Genomic DNA, 23,036 nt, shown 5'->3' with positions numbered 1-23,036 from the left:
TAAGTATGGGTATGTGGGAACTTGTTGTAGTTTTTATTGTTGGCTTAGTGGTACTCGGCCCTGAGCGCTTACCTGTTGCTATTAGAACAGTGAGTAAATGGGTTAAAACCGCTAAGTCGGTTGCCAACTCGGTAAAAGCAGAAGTAAGTGAAGAACTGCGCATTCATGAACTTCACGAAAACCTTAAAAAAGCAGAACAACAAGAACTAAAAGATTTAAGCCCTGAGCTACAAAGCTCATTAACAGAGCTACAAAAAGCGGCTGAGTCAGTTACTCACAGCTACAAAAAAACACAACCGGATACATCAAATAGCCAACAACTTGATGAAAAAAAGTGAAGTTTATCTCTCACTTTGTGGTCAACTTACTACATGGTATAAAAAATAATGGTTGAGGAAGTAAAATCGGGGTTTGTATCTCATTTAATTGAGTTACGTGATCGACTAATAAAAGCACTATTGAGCATTTTATTATTTTTTATCGCACTGTTTTATTTTAAAGATGATATTTACGAACTTATAGCTGCACCATTAGTGGTTCATTTACCTAATGGCGCGACCATGATAGCTATAAATGTGAGTGACCCTTTTATAGTCCCTATGATGCTTACTTTTTTTGTTGCAGCTTTATTATCTACTCCATGGATACTTCATCAAATTTGGGGGTTTATAGCTCCTGGCTTGTACCAAAATGAAAAAAAAATGCTAATACCTATACTAATCTCAAGCGTTGTCTTGTTTTATGGGGGTATCGCTTTTTGCTACTTTGCAGTACTACCAATTATATTAGGTTTTTTTACAAGTACAGGTCCCGAAATGATGACTCTAGCACCCGATATCGCTAGCTATTTAGGATTCGTATTAAAACTATTTTTTGCATTCGGTGTCGCTTTCGAAATTCCAGTAGCTATTATGCTGCTATGCTGGAGTGGCGCAACAACAACAAAAAGCTTAAAAGAAAAGCGCCCTTATATCGTGGTGGGTGTATTTGTAGTGGCAATGTTTTTAACACCGCCTGATGTTTTATCACAAACATTATTAGCATTTCCGATGCTTCTTTTGTTTGAACTAGGTTTAATTTTAGCAAAATTTTATACCGCCAAACCACAAAAAGAATCTGAGGAATAAAATGAAAAAACAACTACTCTCACTATTGGTTTTATTAAGTGCGCCTACTTTTGCTGCGCAAACTGAATTTAATACTCAGGCCCTGCAAGCATGTAGCTTTATTGAAAATGACTTTAACCGATTACTTTGCTATGACAATACAATTGCTGGTAAATCACTAACAAAGCCAACAATAACAAAAACACTCACTCCACCAACGGCTAACAATGTACCTCAAGCCGTAGCTGCTGCACCAATGCAAGCAAAGGCAAAAGCTGACGATTTTGGCTTAGAGCACAAAGAATCACAGGTAGAAAAAGAGACTGAAATTAAAGCTATGGTTACTTCAGTGAAAGAAGCAGCTTATGGCGAGTTAATTATTTCGCTAGATAACGGCCAACAATGGCGTCAAATTGGCTCTGACAGCATGCGTTTAAAAGAAAACGATACAATTGTAATCAGCCGTGGTGCATTCAACTCCTTTTTACTGAAACAAGACGGTAAAAACCGCTCTATTCGCGTTAAACGTACTAAGTAATGTCATATACGTTAATTGATGCTGGAGTTAACTTAACTAATCATCAATTTGATGACCAGCATTATGATGTAATTACCCGTGCAAGCGAAGCCGGTGTTACAAATATGCTTATTATAGGTTGTGATATTGCGAGTAGTCAGCAATCACTTGAACTTGCGATAAAACATCTCCAATATTCTACGGCGGGTGTCCACCCACATGATGCTAAATCGGCGACGAATGAATTAGAAGCACAATTAACTGCACTTGCAAACAATAAGCAAGTCATAGCGATTGGTGAATGCGGCCTTGATTATAACCGTGACTTTTCGCCTCGCGATGTACAGCGTAGTGTTTTTAGACGCCACCTAGCACTTGCCGAAAAATTAGATTTACCTGTTTACTTACATGAACGTGATGCAAGTGACGACATGCTAAGTATTTTAAAAGAGTTTAATATTCGCGGTGTACTCCACTGCTTTACGGGTAACTCAGCAGCTCTAAAGCAATATTTAGATTTAGGTCTGTATATTGGTATAACGGGTTGGGTATGTGATGAAAGGCGTGGTAAAGATTTACAACAACTAGTGCCTAGCATTCCTCTAGATCGATTATTAATAGAAACTGATGCACCATTTTTAATTCCACGAACAGTTAAGCCAAAACCTAAATCGCGTAAAAATGAACCCGCTCTGCTTCCTTATATCTGTCAAACGGTTGCACAACTTTATCAAATAGATGAAGAAGTTGTGGCCCACAAAACTACAGAAAACTTTTACAATGTTTTTGGTTTAAAGAGCTGCTAATGGCGTGCGCAAAAGCATTACTAAGTTTATTGATGCTTCTTTGCACTTTTTGCTCTTTCGCAAGCCCTGTAATAATAAAACATGATTTTAACTCCCAAGACATTAATAACCTGCATTACTCTTTTGAACCAACTTCGCTATTAGATGCACAACAAAGTAGCCATATACAGTGGCAAAAAAACACAGGTAAACCTCTTAACCTAGGTCTTGAGCAGCGTTCTGTATGGATGAAATTTAAAATAAAAAACACGCTTAGTTATGATACCGAACAACTGTTGTCACTAAACAACCCTCTGCTAAACGACGTTCAAGTATATCAGTTACATAACTCGCAATTAATTTCTCACACCCAAATTGGCGATGGATACCCCCTTAATAAACGTGCGATTAAGAGTGAATCTTTATTAGTTAAACTAATTAGCCCTGCAAATAGCGAAACCATTATTATTATGAGAGTGACGAATAGCTCCGGCTTGCGAGTCCCTTTAACGCTGTGGCAACCAGAAGCTTATTTGGCACATAAAGGTAAACTTAATTTACTCTATGGCTTATTGATTGGTTTTATATTTTCTTTAGGCGTGAGCTGCTTAGTTTTATATAGTTTTTCACGTAAACGTTATTTTGTTTATGCTGGTTTAATTACCCTCACATTAGGTAGCTTATTAGCCTACATTTGTGGCTTTGGCCTGAAATATATTCACCCTAATTTGCCAGTGTTACAGCAAGTTATGATCCCTATATTACTTATGCTTATTGCTTTAATGTTTTTGCCTTTACAAAAGCAAATTTGCCATCCAAAGCCCTCTTTTTTACTAACGGTTCAAAAAGTGATAGTTAATGCATTAGGTGTCTCGTTATTGTTTATTTGGCTATTTCCAACCCATATAGTGACACTATTTTGCTTAACTACTATCCCAATCGTTTTAGGCTTTTATATTGCAACTACACTTATGTGCATACGTTTATCACCTTCTAAACCTAATAAAGCGCTACTGCTCGTATTAGTTTTTTTCTTGGTGGTGATGCTTTATTTTATTGTTGCAGTAATAGGGTTATACGCCTTTGACAGAAGTACATTAGCATTTGTATTTACATGCTTTTTTAGCTGCACATTTTGTCTATGCTACAGTGTAATGAAGTTATTTATTTTGCAACGTGATGAAGAAGTAATTGCTCAGCAAACCTTGATTGCTGAAAATGCAGCTCAAGATACGCTACTTAAAGAACGCTTAAAGTTACAAGAAAAAACACGCCAAGAACTCGAATCACAAGTCGACGAACGCACCTTTGAATTACAAGTTACACTCAGAGAACTTGAAGAAAAAAACCGCTCACTTGAGTTACTCAATACCGAAGACGCTTTAACCGGAATAAAAAACAGACGCTTTTTTGATAAAAAGCTAATAATGGAGATTCGTCGGTCTCGCCGAGAACAAACGCCGCTTAGTATTGTTATGCTTGATATAGACCGATTCAAAAGCATTAACGATACATACGGACACATAATTGGCGATCAAGTTATTAAAGCTGTATCTGACCTTATAAAAGATCATTTAAAGCGACCACTCGATGAAGTTGCTCGTTATGGCGGTGAAGAGTTTGTGGTGCTATTACCTAATACCCCCAGCGAAGGTGCACAAGACATAGCTGAAAAAATACGAGCAGCTATCTCAGCCAGTACAGTAACGGTTGCCAATAATGATATTCAATTTACAATTAGCGCTGGTGTATACACCAGCATTGCTGATGATGTTAGCAGCCCTCAAATTTTTACTGAGTGCGCCGACAAAGCACTTTATTACGCAAAGCAACATGGCCGTAATCAAGTAATCACTTTTCCATTACCACAGTAGGAGCATATTAATATGGCCCAATCAGGATTAGACCTTTTCCCGTATACTCGCATGCGCAGAATGCGCCGCAGCGACTTTTCTCGCCGCTTAATGGCCGAAAACCAACTTAGCGTAAACGATTTAATTTACCCTGTATTTGTACTAGAAGGTAAAAATCGTCGCGAAGCAATTGAATCAATGCCTGGTATTGAACGTCTATCGATAGATTTACTATTACTTGAGGCAAAAGAACTTGTTGATCTTGGCGTACCTGCCGTTGCTATTTTTCCGGTAACCCCTGCGGACAAAAAATCACTATTTGCCGAAGAAGCATATAATGACGATGGCTTAGTGCAACGCACTGTTCGCGCTTTAAAAGAAGCCTTTCCTGAGTTGGGTGTAATTACTGATGGTGCACTTGATCCATTCACGACGCACGGTCAAGACGGCATTATTGATAACACAGGCTATGTAATAAACGACGTAACCACCGAAATTTTAGTTAAACAAGCACTCTCGCATGCAGAAGCGGGCGCTGATGTAATTGCCCCTTCGGACATGATGGATGGCCGTATTGCTGCAATTCGTGAAGCACTTGAAGCTGATGGGTTTGTACATACCCGTATTATGGCCTACTCAGCTAAATATGCATCTAGCTACTATGGCCCATTTAGAGACGCAATAGGTTCTGCTGGGAACTTAAAAGGTGCCGATAAAAAAACCTACCAAATGGACCCAGCAAACTCTGATGAAGCAATACGTGAAGTCGCATTAGACTTACAAGAAGGCGCTGATATGGTCATGGTTAAGCCTGGCATGCCTTATTTAGATATTGTACGTCGTGTTAAAGACGAGTTTGGTGTACCTACTTTCGCATATCAGGTAAGTGGCGAGTATGCAATGCACAAAGCAGCTATTGATAACGGTTGGTTAAGTGAGGAAGCTACTATAATGGAGTCTTTACTTGCATTTAAGCGTGCAGGCGCTGATGGAATATTGACCTATTTTGCTAAGCAAGCCGCACAATACCTAGCTAAAAAGTAAGGTTTTTATAAAAAGGCGGCTAAACCGCCTTTTATTTACATTTATTTACATTTTTGTATTATTTTCGTCATATTTATTCTCTAAACTGGTGTCCCATTTTGGGATTAATACACGGGAATAATAAAAAAATGTTTAAAACAAAAATAACACCACTCGCACTTGTTATAGCAAGTCTCAGTGCACCAGCCTCTGCAGATCTAATCATTTCAGAATACATAGAGGGAAGCAGTAATAATAAAGCAATTGAGCTTTATAATAATGCACCTACCTCAATAGTACTTGATGGATACACATTAGGACTGTATTCAAACGGTAGCGATACTGTAGGAAATTCTATTGCTTTAACAGGTGAATTAGCTGCAAATACAACATACGTAATTGCCAACTCCGGCGCAATTGAAGACATACTAAGTATTTCCGATACTACTAGCACTGTTACATTTTACAACGGTGACGATGCTCTTGTGTTAACAAAAGATGGTATTGTAGTCGATAGCTTTGGTCAAGTGGGTGTAGATCCAGGGTCATTTTGGTCTGATGCCTCAGCACAAACGCAAAACAAAACACTCCGTAGAAAAGACAGTATTACAACAGGCCGCACTGATTCAACATCAGCGTTTAGCCCTAGCGATGAATGGGTTCAATTTGATATAGATACATTCGATGGATTAGGTTCTCATTCTGGTTCTGAAGGCAGTGCTCCTGAACCAATTCCAGAACCAGAACCACTTGAACCACTTGTTTGTGGCGCAGAAAAAGTACTAATTAACGCTATACAAGGCGATAGCTCTGCAAGCCCGCTTGTTAATACTTTAGTAGAGTTTGAGGGTATTGTAACCGCAGACTTCCAAGATGATGATCAATTAAAAGGCTTTTTCGTTAGCTCACTTGCTGCTGACATAGATGCAAATCCTCTCACCTCTGAAGGTGTATTTGTTTATTTTGCAGATATTGACGTAAACGTAGGCGACCATGTACGTGTACAAGGTACTGTAGAAGAATATTTTGATGCAACACAAATCGGCAGTGTTAGCCAAGTTGCCGTATGTGGCACTGGTTTAGCTGCAGCAGCTACAAAAATCACTTTACCTTTAGCTGATACAACTGATTTAGAAGCTTTTGAAGGTATGTTAGTTACATTAGAACAACCATTAGTAGTAACTAATAACTTTGGCCTTGGTCGATATGGTGAAGTTGAATTAGCAACAGAACGCTTGTATCAAGGTACCCAAGTTGCATTACCTGGAGATGCAGCTAATGCAGTTGAAACTGAAAATCTACTTAAAAAGATTTTACTAGATGATGGCTCTACAGTACAAAACTTAGACCCTACAGCCTACCCAACTCCAGGCTTATCAGCAGAAAATACATTACGTACTGGCGATACAGTTAATACGGTTACGGGGGCACTTGCTTATAGCTTTAGCCTTTACAGAATCCACCCAACTGTAGCACCTTCGTTTATTGCAACAAATGCACGTGAAAATGCGCCTGAACTTAAAGCTGAAGCAGATTTACGTGTAGCTAGCTTTAACGTACTTAATTACTTTAATGGTGATGGCCAAGGCGGAGGGTTCCCGACAGCCCGAGGTGCAGATTCAGAAGCTGAATTTACTCGCCAAGAAGCTAAAATTGTAAGTGCCATTAGCGCTATCCAGGCCGATGTTGTTGGTTTAATGGAAATTGAAAATGATGGTTTTGGCGAATTTAGTGCAATTGCAAGCTTAGTAGATGCGTTAAATGACGCTGATAGTGCTAACAACTATGCATTTGTTGATTTTAACGTAGATCAAATTGGTACCGATGCAATTACTACCGCACTTATCTATCGTACTAACAAAGTAGAAGAAGTAGGTACTGCTGCTATTACGACTGAGGCTCCATTTGATTTTAGTAACCGTGCTCCAATTGCACAAAGCTTTAAATCATTAGAAACTGATGAAGTATTTACTGTTGCTGTGTCACACCTTAAATCTAAAAGCTGTGGTAGTGCTTCTGGAAACAATGCAGATTCAGGTGATGGACAAGGCTGTTGGAATGAAATACGCACAGAAGGTGCTAATGCATTCGCAAATTGGCTTGATAGCAAACCAACCGGTGTTGACGACGAAGATACTATTTTAGTCGGCGATATGAATGCTTACGCAATGGAAGATCCTATACGTGCATTTGCTGATAAAGGCTACAAAAATGTAGTTGCAGAAATTGATGGTGATACGCTTGGTTATTCTTACAGTTTTTCTGGTCGCGCAGGTAGTTTAGATCATGCAGTAGCTACCCAATCACTACTTAGCAAAATTGTCGCAGCAACAGATTGGCACATCAACGCAGATGAACCTATTTCTCTTGATTACAATGTAGAGTTTAAAAGCGAAGGTCAACAATCTAGTTTGTACTCTGAAAGTGCATACCGCGCATCAGATCACGACCCTGTAATTATTGATATTAAATCTGAAATCACTTTAACACCTGAAGAACAAACGCCAGTTATTAAAGCTGATCAAGTTTTTGCAGTCGATGAAAACAGCGCAATTGGAACAATTATCGGCACACTCGATTTTAGTGATCCAAATGCCGATGAATCACCAGTTGTTAAATTTATTACATCAGATAATGACAGCGTTTCTATTAACAATCAGGGGCAGCTAATTGTTGCTGGAGAGATTGATTACGAATTTGAAAATCGTATTACTTTAACAGTGCAAGCTCAGGATAGCGTGGGTAACTTATCTAACGTTGAAAAAGTAGCCGTGAAAGTAAATAACTTACGCTCAGATGATGATAATGATGCAGGTTCATTATTATGGTTATCACTTCTTTTAGCACCACTATCAATAGTGCGTCGATTTAAAAAGAAATAACTAAGTTAGATCTAAACATTTAAAAGCCGCTCTTGCGGCTTTTTTATTTTATACAAATGTAATTCAGACAAGCTTCATTAAACCCCCCGTAATATGTTCAGACGATCTGTGAATCTTCTAGTAATTAATCAGTAACAACTACATACATTTGAGTGAATTTTACACAACAAAACCTCAGTGAATTATGTATATAAATATTACCTATTGAAAAATATGAACTTTTATTTAGGTTTAAATTTTGCTCTAAGTTATTTAGAAGATACTTACAAAATAAAATCAATATTTACCCTAAACGTAAAAATAAGTCGTGTTTTTATAAAGGAATGAGAATGAAACAACTAACCCAAAATCTGCCTAAATGGCAAAAGAAGTCAGCACCACTACTGGGTCTACTTATTATTTTTTCGACTTGGGGCAATAGCAACCAAGCGATTGCTGCAACCGTTGATGTAGCAATCCCACAAAGTAGCTTATTTGACGTAATTAGCGCCCGCGCTAAAAAGTTAGCAAGCGAAGAATACGTGGCGCCTAAAAACATTGAGCTTGAAGCACTTAACAATATTGATTATCAAGATTACCGTTCAATTCGATTTAAAAAAGACAAAGCAGTATGGAAAGATGAAGGCCTGTACGAGCTGCAATTATTCCATCCTGGTTTTTTATATAAAACACCTGTGACAATAAATACCGTTGATAGCGACTCTAAACGCAGTCGCTTACCTTTCAGTACTGACTTTTACCAATACGATGGCACTGCTGCACCACTACAAGAAGAAATAGCTAAAAGTGTTGCGGATACTCAACTAGGCCATGCTGGATTTCGCTTACATTACCCGTTAAATACTAACGAGTATAAAGACGAAGTAATGGTATTTCAGGGAGCATCGTATTTTAGAGTTGTTGGCCCTCAGCAAGTTTATGGATTATCAGCTAGAGGCCTTGCCATTGATACTGCAGAAAATTCAGGTGAAGAATTTCCAATGTTCAAAGAGTTTTGGTTAGTTAAACCAAAGGCCGACCAAACACAAATTACCATTTTTGCATTATTAGATAGCCCATCTATATCGGGTGCATACAAGTTTAGTGTTGACCCTACAACTAATATGCTAGTTGATGTTGATATGCAGATATTTGCACGTAAAGACATTAAAAAGCTCGGCGTAGCTCCATTAACGAGTATGTTTTACCACGGTGAAAACAGTACCAAATTTTTTGATGACTATCGCCCTGAAGTTCATGACTCGGATGGCCTATTAACTCAATCTGCTGATGATAAATGGGTATGGCGCCCTCTTAACAACCCTTCACAGCTAAGTGTAACTTCGTTTTCATACAATAATCCAAAAGGTTTTGGGTTAGCTCAACGAGATCGAGATTTTAATAACTATCTGGACACAGAAGCACATTACCACAACCGCCCTAGTCTATGGATTGAACCACAAGGTGAATGGGGAAATGGCCGTGTAGAGCTTGTAGAGATACCTACTGACACAGAAACTAACGACAATATCGTCAGTTACTGGGTACCAGAAAAGCCAATGAAAGCCGGTGATTCGTTAAAGCTAAGCTACAAAATGACGACCTTTAATGCAGCTTTAACTCAGCACGAAAAAGCGAGAGTACTGCGCACAAGGATCGGTAGCGCCGCTTTACCAGGTGAAGACAATCCACCACCAAAAAGCCACCGCCAATTTACTGTTGATTTTACTGGGTCAGAAATAAATCAACTCTCTGAACAGTTAAAGCTAGATGCCGACATTCAACTTACAACAGGCGAAGTAACCGACGTGAATGTACAAAAACTGCCTGATTCACGCGGATGGCGTGTCGCCTTTAAAATTGCACCACAGGACGATCAACCCGTTGATATGCGTTTATCGTTAAAACTACGTGATAAAGAAATTAGCGAGGTATGGAGTTATGTTTGGTACCCAAATGACATCAAGTAATAAAGGTAAGGGCACTCCAATGCCATTCAAAACATTAAGAGTTTGGCTATTTTCTATTGCAGCGCTTGGCACATCTGGCTACGGCATATCTATTATGTTTGAGATTTTAAGCTCAAACGGTATGACATTACTTGAGTATGCTCTTTTAGTATTATTCTCAATCACTTTTGCCTGGATTGTAACGGCATTTTGTAGTGGAACAATCGGCTTTGTATTACAGCTGTTTCGAATTGACCCACTTACGCTAAAGCGTATTAAACCAATTGAGTTCAATAGTGAAGCAATTAACGCCCAAAAAACCGCCGTTGTAATGCCTATTTACAACGAAGACACCCACCGTGTTATCGCGGGCTTTGAAGTTAGTCTGCAATCGTTAAAAGAAACAGGTCAACTTGCAAACTTCGATTTTTATCTATTAAGCGACACGCAAGACCCAGAAATAGCTAAAAACGAGCTAAGTGCATGGCATGCATTGTGTGAACGTTTAGGTGATACGGCTAAAAACGTTTTTTATCGTCGTCGCGAAGATAACAAACACCGTAAAGTAGGTAACCTAACCGACTTTTGTGAGCGCTGGGGCAGCCAGTACGACCATATGATTGTGCTTGATGCAGATAGCGTAATGACCGGGAAATGTATGTTAGAGCTTACTACAAGTATGCTCAACAACCCACAAGCAGGCCTGATCCAAACTATTCCGATCCCTGTTCGTCAAGATACCTTTTTTGGCCGCTTTTTACAGTTTGCGTCAGTGCTATATAGCCCAATGCTCGCTACTGGCTCAGCTTTTTGGCAAACTGATAAAGCCAACTACTGGGGTCATAATGCAATCATTAGAGTTGAAGCATTTATAACGTGCTGTGGCTTGCCAACACTAAAAGGTAATGCACCTTTTGGCGGCGAAATTTTAAGTCATGACTTTGTAGAAGCTTCACTACTTCACAGTGCTGGTTGGGATGTATTGTTGCTATCAGATATTGAAGGTAGCTATGAAGAAGTACCAAGTAACATTCTAGACTACGCTGTACGCGATAGACGCTGGGTGCAAGGTAATATTCAGCACTTAGGTTTACTATCATCATCAAAATTAAAATTAATGAGTAAGCTACACTTTTTACTCGGTGCGACAGCCTATATTTCATCACTAATTTGGCTCTCAATGCTAGCGCTAAGTACTATTGATGCAGTAACGCGCGCATTAAATAGTGATGTGTACTTTAACCGTGTTTATCAATTATTCCCTACATGGCAAATAGCTAAAACCGATCTGATTGATTCACTCTTGTATTTAACTATTGTTATTTTATTAATGCCTAAACTAATGGGCATAATAGTAACCTTAATACATAGAAACAAACGCTTTGGTGGTTCATTTAAGCTCATACTAGGTTCAATCATTGAAACCGTATTCGCTATTATTGTTGCCCCATTAATGATGGTATTTCATGCTTACTTTGTACTTTGTGTGTTTTTAGGTAAAAAAGTGAAGTGGGATGCACAACCGCGCGAAGGTCGTATGGTTCCGTGGAAAGAGGCGTTTGGTTATACGTTATTCTCAACTATTGTGGCTATTGCATGGGGTTGTACGGCTTACTACTTCACGCCAGTATTCTTTTGGTGGTTATCACCTATATTGCTGGGCTTAGTATTAGGCGCTCCGATTATCCGTTATACCAGTAGCATTAAACTCGGTGTACAACTAAGAAAGTTAGGTATATTTATTTGCCCTAGTGAAGTTGATAACGACTCAACTCTAGAAGCACTTAAAATACATCTAAAAGAAATTTCGGTACCAAAGGAAGGTGCTTATCCACAAACAATACCGGCACTACCACAAGAGCAGTTGGTAACAATGCCTATCCAGTCTTTTAAGAAGCCACGCAGGCTAAAGATGAAAGCGCTAAAAGCTAAGGCTATAAAAAAGTTTAATTAGCGCGTTATAAAATACAAAAACAAAAAAGGAGCGATTAATCGCTCCTTTTTGCTATCTAAATTAAAGATCAAGCATTGCATTTATCGCTAATATTTTCAATTTTGTTAGCTAACTTATTGCAGTACATTTTAGAAATAGCTGATTGCGTTTCATCATCAAGTTGCCAGTTATAAAAATGGAACGTTTTACCATTATCTAACTCCACCTTAAAAATGGTGAAAAGAAAAAACGAACTAAATGATACGCAACTAATTTCCTCGCTATTGATATAACGCTTTGTGCATAAACGCGTATAACAAATGCCTGCTTTATAACAATGTAAAAAACGAAGATGAAGAATATTAAAAGTAGTAATAATCAGTAGAGCTGGCATTACAGTGAGAAAAACAATTTTTAGGTTCACAGAAAATATAATATGAATTAAAAATATTAAGCTGAATGCTAAAACGCATTTTGTAAATTGTAGCCACCAGTTTGGTGCTAATTTAATAGATTTCATGATTGTTACGTCTTATATAGAATTAATAGCAAACGTCTCTGCTGCGGAGACTTCCTTATCTGACTTTAGAGCTCTAGTCTAAAAGTACTAGTATTCTACATTACGTATATAGATGCATCAATAGAAGTTCTTAAAATTCATACAGTTACATTTACTTTACAATTAACCTCTTATAAACCAACCAATTAAGTAATTGAGGTAAATAAATTGCTTTCTAGTACCTTTTTATTAATTAGTAACATAGGACTAATTAATAATAAAAAGTAGTTATAAACAACTAAAAAAATAAAACCAAATTATAGGCAATAAAAAACCCGCAACATGTGCGGGTTTTTTTAAAGAGTTAAAGAGCTAATTACTTAGCAGCTTTTTTCTCTTTTTCTGCAGCGATTACTGTATCAGCAACGTTTTGCGGACATGCAGCGTAGTGTGAGAACTCCATAGAGAACTGACCACGACCAGATGTCATTGTACGTAGTGTACCGATGTAACCGAACATTTCTGATAACGGTACGTCAGCTTTAATACGGCTGCCTGTTAAACCAGCTTCTTGGTCTTTCATCATACCACGACGACGGTTAAGGTCACCGATTACGTCACCAACGTGATCTTCTGGAGTGAACACGTCAACATTCATGATTGGCTCAAGAAGTTGTGCGCCCGCTTTAGGGATCGATTGACGGAAAGCGCCTTTAGCAGCGATTTCGAACGCGATTGCAGATGAATCCACGGCATGGAAACCACCGTCGAAAAGTTCAATTTCAACGTCAAGTACAGGGAAGCCAGCTAGAACACCAGTACCCATCATTGACTTAAAGCCTTTCTCAACTGCAGGCCAGAATTCTTTAGGTACGTTACCACCAACAACTGATGATTTAAACGTGAAACCTGAAGCAACTTCGCCTGGCTTGATGCGGTAGTCGATTTTACCGAACTGACCAGAACCACCAGATTGTTTCTTATGCGTGTAGCTATCTTCAATTTCTTTAGTGATAGTTTCACGGTAAGCAACTTGTGGTTGACCAACAATAAGGTCTACGCCGTAAGTACGCTTAAGAATATCTACTTTGATATCTAAGTGAAGCTCACCCATACCTTTAAGGATAGTCTCGCCTGAATCTTCATCAGTCTCAACTTGGAAAGATGGATCTTCTGCAACCATTTTACCGATAGCAACACCCATTTTCTCATTACCGCCTTTATCTTTAGGCTGTACAGCAATCGAGATTACTGGAGTTGGGAATACCATTGGCTCAAGTGTTACTGGGTGCTTAGGATCACATAATGTGTGACCAGTTTGCACGTTTTTCATGCCTACGATAGCAATGATGTCACCAGCTTGTGCGCTAGTTAATTCGTTACGATCATCTGCTTGCATCTCAACCATACGGCCAACACGCTCAGTTTTACCAGTAAACGAGTTAAGGATAGTGTCACCCTTGTTTAGTTTACCTGAGTAAATACGTACGAATGTTAATGCACCAAAACGGTCATCCATTATTTTGAATGCTAACGCTTTGAAAGGCTCGTCAGTAGATACTACTGCGAACTCGCCATTTTCGTTACCTTCTTCATCCATAAGAGGTTGAGGATCAACTTCTGTAGGACATGGTAAGTAATCAACAACAGCGTCAAGAATAAGCTGCATACCTTTGTTCTTAAACGCAGAACCACAGTATGTTGGGAAGAAAGCAAGGTCACGAGTACCTTTACGGATACAACGTTTGATGTCTTCTAAAGAAGGTGCTTCACCTTCCATGTAAGCTTCAAGTAGTGCATCGTCTTGCTCAAGGGCAGTTTCAACAAGCATTTCATAATACTCGTCAGTTTTATCTACCATGTCTGCAGGAACGTCTGTGATTTCGTAGTTTTCAGGAAGACCAGTGTCATCCCAAACGTATGCTTTTTTAGTTAAAACATCTACAACACCAACAAACTCATCTTCAATACCAATTGGTAAAGTCATGATTAGTGGAGTTGCGCCAAGTACTTTACGTACTTGCTCAGTTACACGGTAAAAATCAGCACCCATACGGTCTAATTTATTTACGAAGATAATACGTGCAACTTCTGAATCATTAGCATAACGCCAGTTAGTTTCTGATTGTGGTTCAACACCACCAGAACCACAGAACACACCGATGCCGCCATCTAGTACTTTAAGTGAACGGTAAACTTCAACTGTGAAGTCAACGTGTCCAGGAGTATCGATAACGTTAAAGCGGTGATCTTTCCAGAAACAGCTTACAGCCGCAGACTGAATAGTAATACCGCGCTCAGCTTCTTGTTCCATGAAGTCAGTAGTAGATTCACCATCATGAACCTCACCAGTTTTATGGATTTGACCAGTAAGCTTTAGGATACGCTCAGTAGTCGTGGTCTTACCCGCATCAACGTGCGCGAAAATACCAATGTTTCTGTACTTCGATAAATCTGCCATTAATTTTGCTCTTAATAAAGTCGATAAATTATTCCGCAGGAGTATAACATCACTTAAAGCGAACATCACCATACAAGCCGCTTAAAATGCAATCAATTCAACATATTTTTTTTATCGTCAGTATCTATTAAATATCAAACATAACAAAAAAAACGTAAAGCATTGAAATAAATGAAATTTAACATTTAAGCCTTAGGTACAAAAAGTTACTTCGCTATTTTATAGCAACGTTCAGGGCGGCCAATACTGCCATAACTTTGATCCGCTGTTAACTTACCTGATTCAAGCAAATACTCCAAGTAACGGCGTGCTGTAGAGCGACTAACACCAACCAAATCGCCCATTTGCTGAGCGGTAAATGCAGTGGTTGCGTGCTCTACAAAAGCATCATGTATTTTTTGCAGGGTAAGTTGATCGACCCCTTTTGGTAAACGAACAGACGTGTTGGTTTGCTGCTTTGAACCAAATAACGTATCAACCATTGACTGCGTTACTTCACTTGCATCAGAAAAACATTGCTGACGTGATTCAAAACGTGCGAGTGCTTGATCAAGTCGGTTTAACATTAATGGTTTTACTAAAAAGTCGCATGCACCTAACTGCATTGCTTTTTCAAGGGTTTCGACCTCTTTTGCAGCAGTGAGCAGCATAACCTCACTTTTAATCGTTCGACGTCGTAAGTCGGTCAATAAATCAAGTCCGTTACCATCAGGTAAATGTATATCGAGTAAAATCAAATCGGGTTCAATTGCATGCAGTAAGGCTGTTGCCGTGCTTAAATTACCTGCAATGCCCACTACCTGATACTGTGCTTGCCTTAAACTTTGCTTTGGCGTTTGACTACCTGCGACACCATTTGGTAATAACAAGTACTGCGCTAATAGCTGTGCTACCTCTACTTCGTCTTCAATTATTACTACTGAATACGTCATGTTTAATGCTCTTATTATTTTGGAATGTAAACACTTAGTCTTGCACCAAGTAGGTCTGACTCACCAATTTCTAACGTGCCACCGCATGAGTCTAAATTTGTTTTTACTAAATATAAACCAATACCATGCTCTGCTCCTGATTTAGAGCTGTACTGAGGGGTAAAAATAACATCATGGTCAGAACCTAACCCAAAGCCTGTATCTTCTACATCAAATAAGAGAGTTTGGCTGGTTTCATCAACGGTTACCCGTACTTTTGCAGAGCGAGAGTTCGATGACCTAATAGCAGCCTCAATCGCATTATCTATAAGGTTACCTAAAATAGATACAACTCGCTCGAGCATATCTTTACGTGCAATAACACCAAGTAGGCTGTCGGGGTTAAGCTCAAGCGCAACATTTAATTCTCTTGCTTTATGATATTTACCCACCAACAAACCAGCAAGCACAGGGTCTTGTATGCGCTCTAACAAGTTATGAATTTGTGCCTGAGAGCCCTGGCTTTCTTGCCCTATTATTTCTATAGCTTGTTCGTTTTTGCCCATTTGCACTAACGCACCAATTAAGTTGAGCTTATTAGAATAGTCATGAGTTTGTACCCTTAAAAGCTCTGCAAAAGCCTGAACTTTAGTAAGTTGTTGGCTTAAATACTCAAGTTCATCAGAGGGGCGCATACTCAGTAAAATACCATCCGCCTGCCCTTGCACTTGCAAAGAAAATCTCGATAAAATAAGGCGTTTATCGGCAGCAAATAATTCAAAACCCACTATTTTGCGTCGCTGATTACGCAATAAAAATTCTGCATGTTCAGGTAATAAATCGTTTAAGCTGAGGTTCTGATTAATAATTGAAGTTGGTTTATCTAATATTTCGCAGGCGCGTTGATTGAGTTTTCGTACTTTTCCGTCCGGGTCGAGTGCAATAATACCGCTGCGTACCGTATTTAAAATTGCATCTTGTTCTGAAAACAAACGTGCAATTTCATCTGGCTGCAGGCCAAAAATAGCATTTCTGACACGCTGTCCAATATAAATAGCCGCCAGTATACTTAAACCTACAAGTATTAAGCCCCATATTAAAATTTCACTACTGCGAGAGAGAATAAGCGGATCGATTGATTGTACTAAAAAACCAACCGATACAACGCCTACTATTTCATTATTACCTGCGTACACCGGCACTTTGCCACGAATTGATTCACCTAAGCTACCATGGGCCACCGAAATATAGCGTTCACCTTTTAATGCAGCTTGGCTATCGCCTCCGACCATTTTTTTGCCAATTTTATCTTCATCTGGATGCACAATACGAAGCGCATTTTCATCGCCAACAACAATAAAATCAGCACCTACAAGCTGTCGTAAATCTTCAATTTGCATGTTAATAGCGGTTAAGTCACTAGGTATTTTCAGTGCATTAATTACATCAGCACGTGTGGCAATACTGCTTGCCACAGCTAATGCTTTATCACCAATATGGTTATGTAAGCTTTGCGCTGTAAGTTGATACACCAACGCGCCAAATAATAAAGCCTGCAATACACACAATCCTGTTACCCAAATAATTAATCGTGTTTCTAATCGCTTAGGTTTTGTGACCATGTTTTGCAATGGATTTAGCTTGTTGGTGTTTTTCATTTCATTCTCAATTATGCATTTACTTTGTCTGCACGGCGTTGCATTAAATAATCTTTTAACGGAAACAACAGCACTAAAATTGAAATTACAAATATGCTCAATGTTAGCGGACGATCCCATAAAAAGCTTAATGAGCCATCAGAAATCATCATTGAACGACGGAAGTTTCGCTCAATCATATCTCCTAATATAAAACCTAATAATAATGGTGCCATAGGAAATGACAGTAATCGCAATACTAGCGCAACCACCGCAAATCCTACCATCATAAATAAGTCGAAGGTATTGAAGGACACTAAGTAAACACCAATTAAGCTAAAGAACAATATCATCACGGTGAGTACCGACTTAGGCATTGCTAATACTTTTGCAAAGTAAGGAATAAGCGGCAAATTTAAAATAAGCAGTACAATATTACCAAAGTACATACTTACAATAACCGCCCAAAATACACTTGGGTTTTCTTGCATAAGCATTGGACCTGGTTGAATGCCGTAAGCAATCAAAGCACCTAGCATAATTGCCGTAGTACCTGAGCCCGGAATACCAAGCGTTAACAGTGGAACAAACGATCCTGTACACGCCGCATTATTTGCCGACTCTGGCGCAGCTAAACCACGTAATGAGCCTTTACCAAACTTTTCTTTCAAACCTTTTGGCGCTAAATTTCGCTCTGTTGCATAAGCCATAAAGCTTGCAATAGTTGCACCAGCACCCGGTAACACCCCCACTATAAAACCTAAAATAGACGAGCGACCAATCACTGGTGCTATCTCTTTAATCTCGGCTTTACTTAACTTGGTTGAACCTATTTGCGGTGTGTCTGAGTCATTAATGTTTTTAGCATCTTTTTTCTCTGGTTTTACAACATTTACAAGCGCCTCGGCTAATGCAAACGTTGCCATAGCAACCAGTAAAAAGCTTATTCCGTCGAGTAAATCAGGTTGCCCAAAGGTAAATCGGTCAGTCCCTGATGATGGATCAATACCAACCGTTGCTAGCATCAAGCCAAACACAGTCATCATCATTGCTTTTAAAAATTGCCCTTTATTTGAAAATGCTGCAATAGCTGTTAAGCCTAAAAACATCAACACAACATAATCAGGGGATTGAAAACTCAATGACACTTTTGCTAATAAAGGTGCAGCTACCATTAATAATATGGCGCCAATCGTTCCGCCTATAAAGGAGGAATAAGCAGCAATTGCCAATGCTTTACCTGCGTGCCCTTGTTTAGCAAGCGGGTAGCCATCAAAGGAGGAAGCTACCGTACCCGCCACGCCAGGCGCATTAATTAAAATAGATGACGTAGAGCCACCAAAAATAGCGCCGTAATAAACACCCGCCATTAAAATCATACCCGAATCGGCGCCAATGCTGTAAGTAATTGGGATCATCAAGGCAATTGCGGTAATTGGCCCCAACCCTGGTAACATACCTATAAAAGTACCTACCAAGCAGCCAGCTATAACGTACATTAAATTATTAAAGTCGAGCACGGTCGACAAACCAAGCATAATTCCATCAAACATAACTTAACTCCACAAATCGCCCGGAACCAAGTAAATACCTAATACTTGAGTCATCAAAAACCAAAAAACCACCGCAACCGGTATCGATGCAAATAGCAAAATTCCCTTACGCCTTTCGCCCATCACAAAAAAGCCCGCAAGCAAAAACGCACTAGTAGAAATTAAAAAACCAATTGGCTCCAGTGCCGCGCTATAAATTACCATTAATATTAATAAACCAAAGGTGCGCAGTACGTGTGACTTTTCAAGAACATCATCAGTATTAGTTTTTTCTCTTGGTTTAAGCAATGTTGAACCAATAGACAATAAGCACACCACAATACCAAACCCAGCATATACTTTAGGAAGAGTCGCTGAGGTAACTGTTTCGTATTCTTCAAACGGTAATAGTGGAATTTGCCATGCAACCACGGCATATAAAGTAAATAGTGCCAAGAATAAACTTGGCCCTATTAATTCTCGATTCGTCATTTTAAAACCTCGATTACGGCAATGTGCGGATAAAGCCAAGCTCTTCCATTACAGCTCTAAGCTGCACTTCTTGTGCTTCTAGTGACTTAATAAACTCATCTTTTTCTTGAAAAAGATTTAGCCAACCGTTACGAGCTCGTACAGCTTCCCACTCAGGTGTACTTTGCAACTTACGTAGTTTTTTTGTGTACTGTGCTAACTTTTCAGCGGGTAAATTAGGCGCAGCAAAAAGACCACGCCAATTAACAAATTCCATATCGTAACCTAGTGACTTAAGTGTGGGTATTTTTGGGTAATCAGGTAAGGGCTCACCCGATGTAACCGCTAAAATACGTGCTTGACCACCGTTAGCTACTTCAAGCGCTTCACTTAAGCCAGTAGAAAGTAAATTCACTTCGCCTGAAAGCAACCCAGCCTTAGCTTTACCGCCTGCATCGTAAGGAATATAACGTAGGCGTCGACCATCTATACCCGCAGCTTTAACTGCTTGAGCCGCCACTAAGTGATCCATACTGCCGCGAGCAGAACCGCCCGCTACTTTTACCGAACTTGGATCTTCTTTTATTGATTTAATAACATCCTCCCAAGTTTTAAATGGAGAATCGTTACGCACTACAAACGCGCCATAATCTGCAATCATACTGGCTACAGGTGTTAAATCGCGATAGCTATAAGGAATTCGGCCACTTAACGCGCGCAATACGATAGGCGTTGAGTTAACCATTAAAATATCGCCCTTTTTAGTGCCCGACTCAATTAAATACGCAATAGCACGACCGCCTCCACCACCAGACATATTTTGAAAAGATGCATTATTTTCAATACCCGACTTAACTAAACCTTCGCCTATACCACGGGCTGTTGTATCCCAACCACCACCAGGTCCGCCAGGGATTAAAAAGTGAGTGTCGGCCATTGCCATTGGGCTGCTAAGTACTAACGATGCTGCAAGTATGGTCGTTTGTAATGATTTAAATAATTTCATTGTGTGTCCCTTTAAAATAAATACTGCATACGTGCACTAAAGCCCATACCAGAGTCTTCGTCGCCAACCAGCGCAGTAGTACCGGCACCTTCTACATCGCTGTAAATTAGATTACCCATAAACTTAATATCACTACTTACGTAATAAGATGTACCTAATGTATAAGTTGTCGCTTTTGTGCCTTGTAAGCTACTTGTAGCATCTACTTCTGAAACACGTGCCACCAACTCCCATGCATCTTTAATATTTTTAGGTTGTACAAATAATGCAGAGCTCGCTTTGTATTGGCGCTGTTCTCCACCTAAAAAGTAACTTGCCGATACATGAAAACCATCAAAGCGCTCGCCATCTAAAAAATCAGCACTATTAGCGGCATCAAGTGAGCGGCTTGCATATTCAGCCTCAAGTGTTAAAGAATCCGCCTGATAAGCAAACTCAAGACCGGTTTGCGATAAACTATCAAGTGGGCTTGTTACACCACCAGCAGCATAATCAACAAGGCGAGTATTAGTCTCGCGCACTTCACCACGCGCAAAACGTGCGCCTAATTCATTGCCACCCATATCGCGATATGAATGCCACACGCCTAAATGAATTACATCGCCAGGTGATGTACTCGACCATGTAGCACGCCCAGTAATAGCAAGAGTAAGCTTATCGTTTTCATCGCTACCTGTTGCACCAAATGCATCATTTTTATAAACGCCTATCGCGTAACGAAAGCCAGAGTCTTTAAAATATTGATAGGCAGAAGCGCCCCAACGAAAAAATGGGGAGAAAGTATTGGCAAGCGAACTACGCTCAATTGTATTAATGTGCTTTGAACTGGTTAATGCATTTAGCGATATATCTTCGCGAATTTTACCTGCTTTAACTTTAAGTCCGTTATCAAACGCATAACGAACACGCGCCATCACTATTTCAGCAGTGCCTTCGGCAAACTCGAGTAACAACTTGTGATCCCAATTTCCGTGCTCACTTTCAACGTAAGTACGAATACGACGAGGGAAAAAATTGCTCCCGCCAGAGCCCTCGTTATCAGCATTGTAAGCACCATCAAAATAGTTGTAGTCGAGCTGACCCCGTCCACCAAACTCTAAATTAAAACCACTGGTTGTTTTTAATGCACTTACTTCTTTTTGTAACGCATCTAATTGCTCTTGTAGTTTTTGCGTATCGTTATCGGCTAAAACGGATGTACTTGCTAATGCTGCAGCAACTGCCAAAGCGAGTTGTGTGTTACTTGCTTTCATTATTTTCTCCACGCTTGTGTATGTATTTATTGTCAGGTAGATAAGCGACGACAAACTGCTATCTAACTCGCAGCTTATTGTTAACGTGAAATTAACTAAATATTTAGAAGGTAAGGTGCATTGATGATCGTTATATGCTTTTTTCTCATAAAGTTCATGAACAAAAAGAGCAAAAACAGTTACTGTTATATTTTGATTTATAAACACTTTTAAAGGTTTGAATGATTACCGTACGAATAAATAGATAGGATTTTTGCAGCTCTAATAAAGCCCACAATAAAGTAGGCTTAGCTAATTATGATTTAGCAATACAACTAAAAAATCATTTTAGGAACATTTGAGGGGGGTTAAGCGTTTCGCACTTACCATAGCAGTTTATTTATATACTATTAATTAACTGCTCAACAATGAATTTGTTAACATCACATTGTCAAAAAAGCCTGAATTTGGTACATTATTCCTTCAATAGTATTTATAAAAACAACTATAAGACCCTACAATGAAATGGAACTTCCTTCGACTCAGCTCTTGGCTAATTGCACTTACCTTATTAATTTCCTCTCATAGTATTTTTGCGCAGCAATATAAAATAGATAAACCAGCTAATTGGGTTAATACACATATTATTGAGCAACCCAAGCATTCCGACATAACCAAGGTACGTGACGGCACACTTTATTTGTTACTCGATAACCAATCCTATATACCGAGCAGACAAAAACAACAACGCTATACGCGGTTAGTTATGCAGGCGCAAAATCAAAGTGGTGTTGACTATATAAGCCAGCTTAATCTAGATTTCGATCCAAGTTATGAATCGCTAACACTAAACAGCTTAACTATTATCAGAAATGATAAGCGCATTGATAAGCTTGCCAGTGCAAGAATGACGGTGATACAAAGTGAATCTGAATTAGCTAATCGCATTTATAACGGCAGCCTCTCACTGAACATCATTATCGATGATATGCGCAGTGGCGACATACTCGATTACAGCTACACAGTGACAGGAAGTAATCCTGTATATGCAAACAAGTTTAGTGCAAGGCGCACGCTTAATTGGTCTGTCCCCGTGGTACAACAAAATATGCGCGTACTTTGGGGGCTAAGACTTTACAAGAGACTATTTGATTTTATATCAAAGCAGTCGCTGTCTTGGAAGGCGATAAAATCATTCCTAGCTTGAATTTATTTTAACTTTGAAAGGTCAATACTTTTATAATAAAAATTCATATCAAA

17 protein-coding genes are annotated in these 23,036 nt (G+C 39.2%); 10 read left to right on the top strand and 7 right to left on the bottom strand.

Annotated features, from left to right (window positions below; translation table 11 throughout):
- Positions 1 to 5: 5 nt before the first annotated feature.
- The 9 genes from tatB to mdoH all read left to right on the top strand — a co-directional run bounded on the left by tatB (position 6) and on the right by mdoH (position 12,048).
- Complete coding sequence (gene tatB / locus I6F50_RS17475) at positions 6 to 338, top strand: Sec-independent protein translocase protein TatB (RefSeq protein ID WP_197176869.1); 333 nt, start codon at positions 6 to 8, stop codon at positions 336 to 338.
- 48 nt (positions 339 to 386) lie between these two features.
- Positions 387 to 1,127, top strand: coding sequence for a twin-arginine translocase subunit TatC (tatC, locus tag I6F50_RS17470; RefSeq protein ID WP_165729105.1), 741 nt, complete (start codon positions 387 to 389; stop codon positions 1,125 to 1,127).
- A gap of 1 nt (position 1,128) precedes the next feature.
- Entirely contained in the window at positions 1,129 to 1,644 is a 516-nt protein-coding gene (locus I6F50_RS17465; RefSeq protein ID WP_197176867.1) for a hypothetical protein, read from the top strand.
- Complete coding sequence (locus I6F50_RS17460; protein WP_165740311.1) at positions 1,644 to 2,429, top strand: TatD family hydrolase; 786 nt, start codon at positions 1,644 to 1,646, stop codon at positions 2,427 to 2,429. The genes I6F50_RS17465 and I6F50_RS17460 overlap by 1 nt, the downstream gene beginning before the upstream one ends.
- A complete protein-coding gene (locus I6F50_RS17455; RefSeq protein WP_165740309.1) occupies positions 2,429 to 4,282 on the top strand; it encodes a diguanylate cyclase in 1,854 nt (617 codons plus the stop codon). Before I6F50_RS17460 ends, I6F50_RS17455 begins: the two co-directional genes overlap by 1 nt.
- 12 nt (positions 4,283 to 4,294) lie before the next feature.
- Entirely contained in the window at positions 4,295 to 5,305 is a 1,011-nt protein-coding gene (gene hemB / locus I6F50_RS17450; protein ID WP_197176866.1) for a porphobilinogen synthase, read from the top strand.
- A 128-nt stretch (positions 5,306 to 5,433) separates the two neighbouring features.
- A complete protein-coding gene (locus I6F50_RS17445) occupies positions 5,434 to 8,166 on the top strand; it encodes an ExeM/NucH family extracellular endonuclease (RefSeq protein ID WP_197176865.1) in 2,733 nt (910 codons plus the stop codon).
- Positions 8,167 to 8,495: 329 nt separating this feature from the next.
- Positions 8,496 to 10,115, top strand: coding sequence for a glucan biosynthesis protein G (locus I6F50_RS17440; protein ID WP_165726630.1), 1,620 nt, complete (start codon positions 8,496 to 8,498; stop codon positions 10,113 to 10,115).
- Positions 10,087 to 12,048: a glucans biosynthesis glucosyltransferase MdoH gene (gene mdoH / locus I6F50_RS17435; protein WP_197176862.1), complete on the top strand. Its 1,962-nt coding sequence runs from the start codon at positions 10,087 to 10,089 to the stop codon at positions 12,046 to 12,048. Before I6F50_RS17440 ends, mdoH begins: the two co-directional genes overlap by 29 nt.
- Before the next feature lie 854 nt (positions 12,049 to 12,902).
- Here mdoH and fusA read toward each other — a convergent pair.
- The 7 genes from fusA to I6F50_RS17400 all read right to left on the bottom strand — a co-directional run bounded on the left by fusA (position 12,903) and on the right by I6F50_RS17400 (position 21,797).
- The gene (gene fusA / locus I6F50_RS17430) at positions 12,903 to 14,987 is read right to left on the bottom strand and encodes an elongation factor G (protein WP_024593825.1); all 2,085 of its coding nucleotides are present in this window, start codon (positions 14,985 to 14,987) and stop codon (positions 12,903 to 12,905) included.
- A 206-nt stretch (positions 14,988 to 15,193) separates the two neighbouring features.
- On the bottom strand, positions 15,194 to 15,919 hold the full coding sequence (locus tag I6F50_RS17425; protein ID WP_024589479.1) for a response regulator: 726 nt from the start codon (positions 15,917 to 15,919) through the stop codon (positions 15,194 to 15,196).
- 14 nt (positions 15,920 to 15,933) lie between these two features.
- Positions 15,934 to 17,556: a sensor histidine kinase gene (locus tag I6F50_RS17420; RefSeq protein ID WP_121953979.1), complete on the bottom strand. Its 1,623-nt coding sequence runs from the start codon at positions 17,554 to 17,556 to the stop codon at positions 15,934 to 15,936.
- Positions 17,557 to 17,567: 11 nt separating this feature from the next.
- A complete protein-coding gene (locus tag I6F50_RS17415; protein ID WP_008136529.1) occupies positions 17,568 to 19,088 on the bottom strand; it encodes a tripartite tricarboxylate transporter permease in 1,521 nt (506 codons plus the stop codon).
- A gap of 3 nt (positions 19,089 to 19,091) precedes the next feature.
- On the bottom strand, positions 19,092 to 19,559 hold the full coding sequence (locus I6F50_RS17410; protein ID WP_008136528.1) for a tripartite tricarboxylate transporter TctB family protein: 468 nt from the start codon (positions 19,557 to 19,559) through the stop codon (positions 19,092 to 19,094).
- Positions 19,560 to 19,572: 13 nt separating this feature from the next.
- The gene (locus I6F50_RS17405; RefSeq protein ID WP_197176861.1) at positions 19,573 to 20,544 is read right to left on the bottom strand and encodes a tripartite tricarboxylate transporter substrate binding protein; all 972 of its coding nucleotides are present in this window, start codon (positions 20,542 to 20,544) and stop codon (positions 19,573 to 19,575) included.
- A gap of 11 nt (positions 20,545 to 20,555) precedes the next feature.
- On the bottom strand, positions 20,556 to 21,797 hold the full coding sequence (locus I6F50_RS17400; RefSeq protein ID WP_197176860.1) for an OprO/OprP family phosphate-selective porin: 1,242 nt from the start codon (positions 21,795 to 21,797) through the stop codon (positions 20,556 to 20,558).
- Positions 21,798 to 22,296: 499 nt separating this feature from the next.
- On the opposite strand from I6F50_RS17400, the gene I6F50_RS17395 reads away from it, so the two are divergent.
- On the top strand, positions 22,297 to 22,983 hold the full coding sequence (locus tag I6F50_RS17395; protein WP_231613033.1) for a DUF3857 domain-containing protein: 687 nt from the start codon (positions 22,297 to 22,299) through the stop codon (positions 22,981 to 22,983).
- The last annotated feature ends 53 nt before the right edge of the window (positions 22,984 to 23,036 follow it).

Source organism: Pseudoalteromonas sp. NZS127_1 (assembly GCF_015864295.1).
GTDB lineage: Bacteria > Pseudomonadota > Gammaproteobacteria > Enterobacterales > Alteromonadaceae > Pseudoalteromonas > Pseudoalteromonas arctica.
The sequence above is the reverse complement of the archived record's forward strand: the minus strand, read 5'-3'. Positions and strand labels throughout refer to the sequence as shown.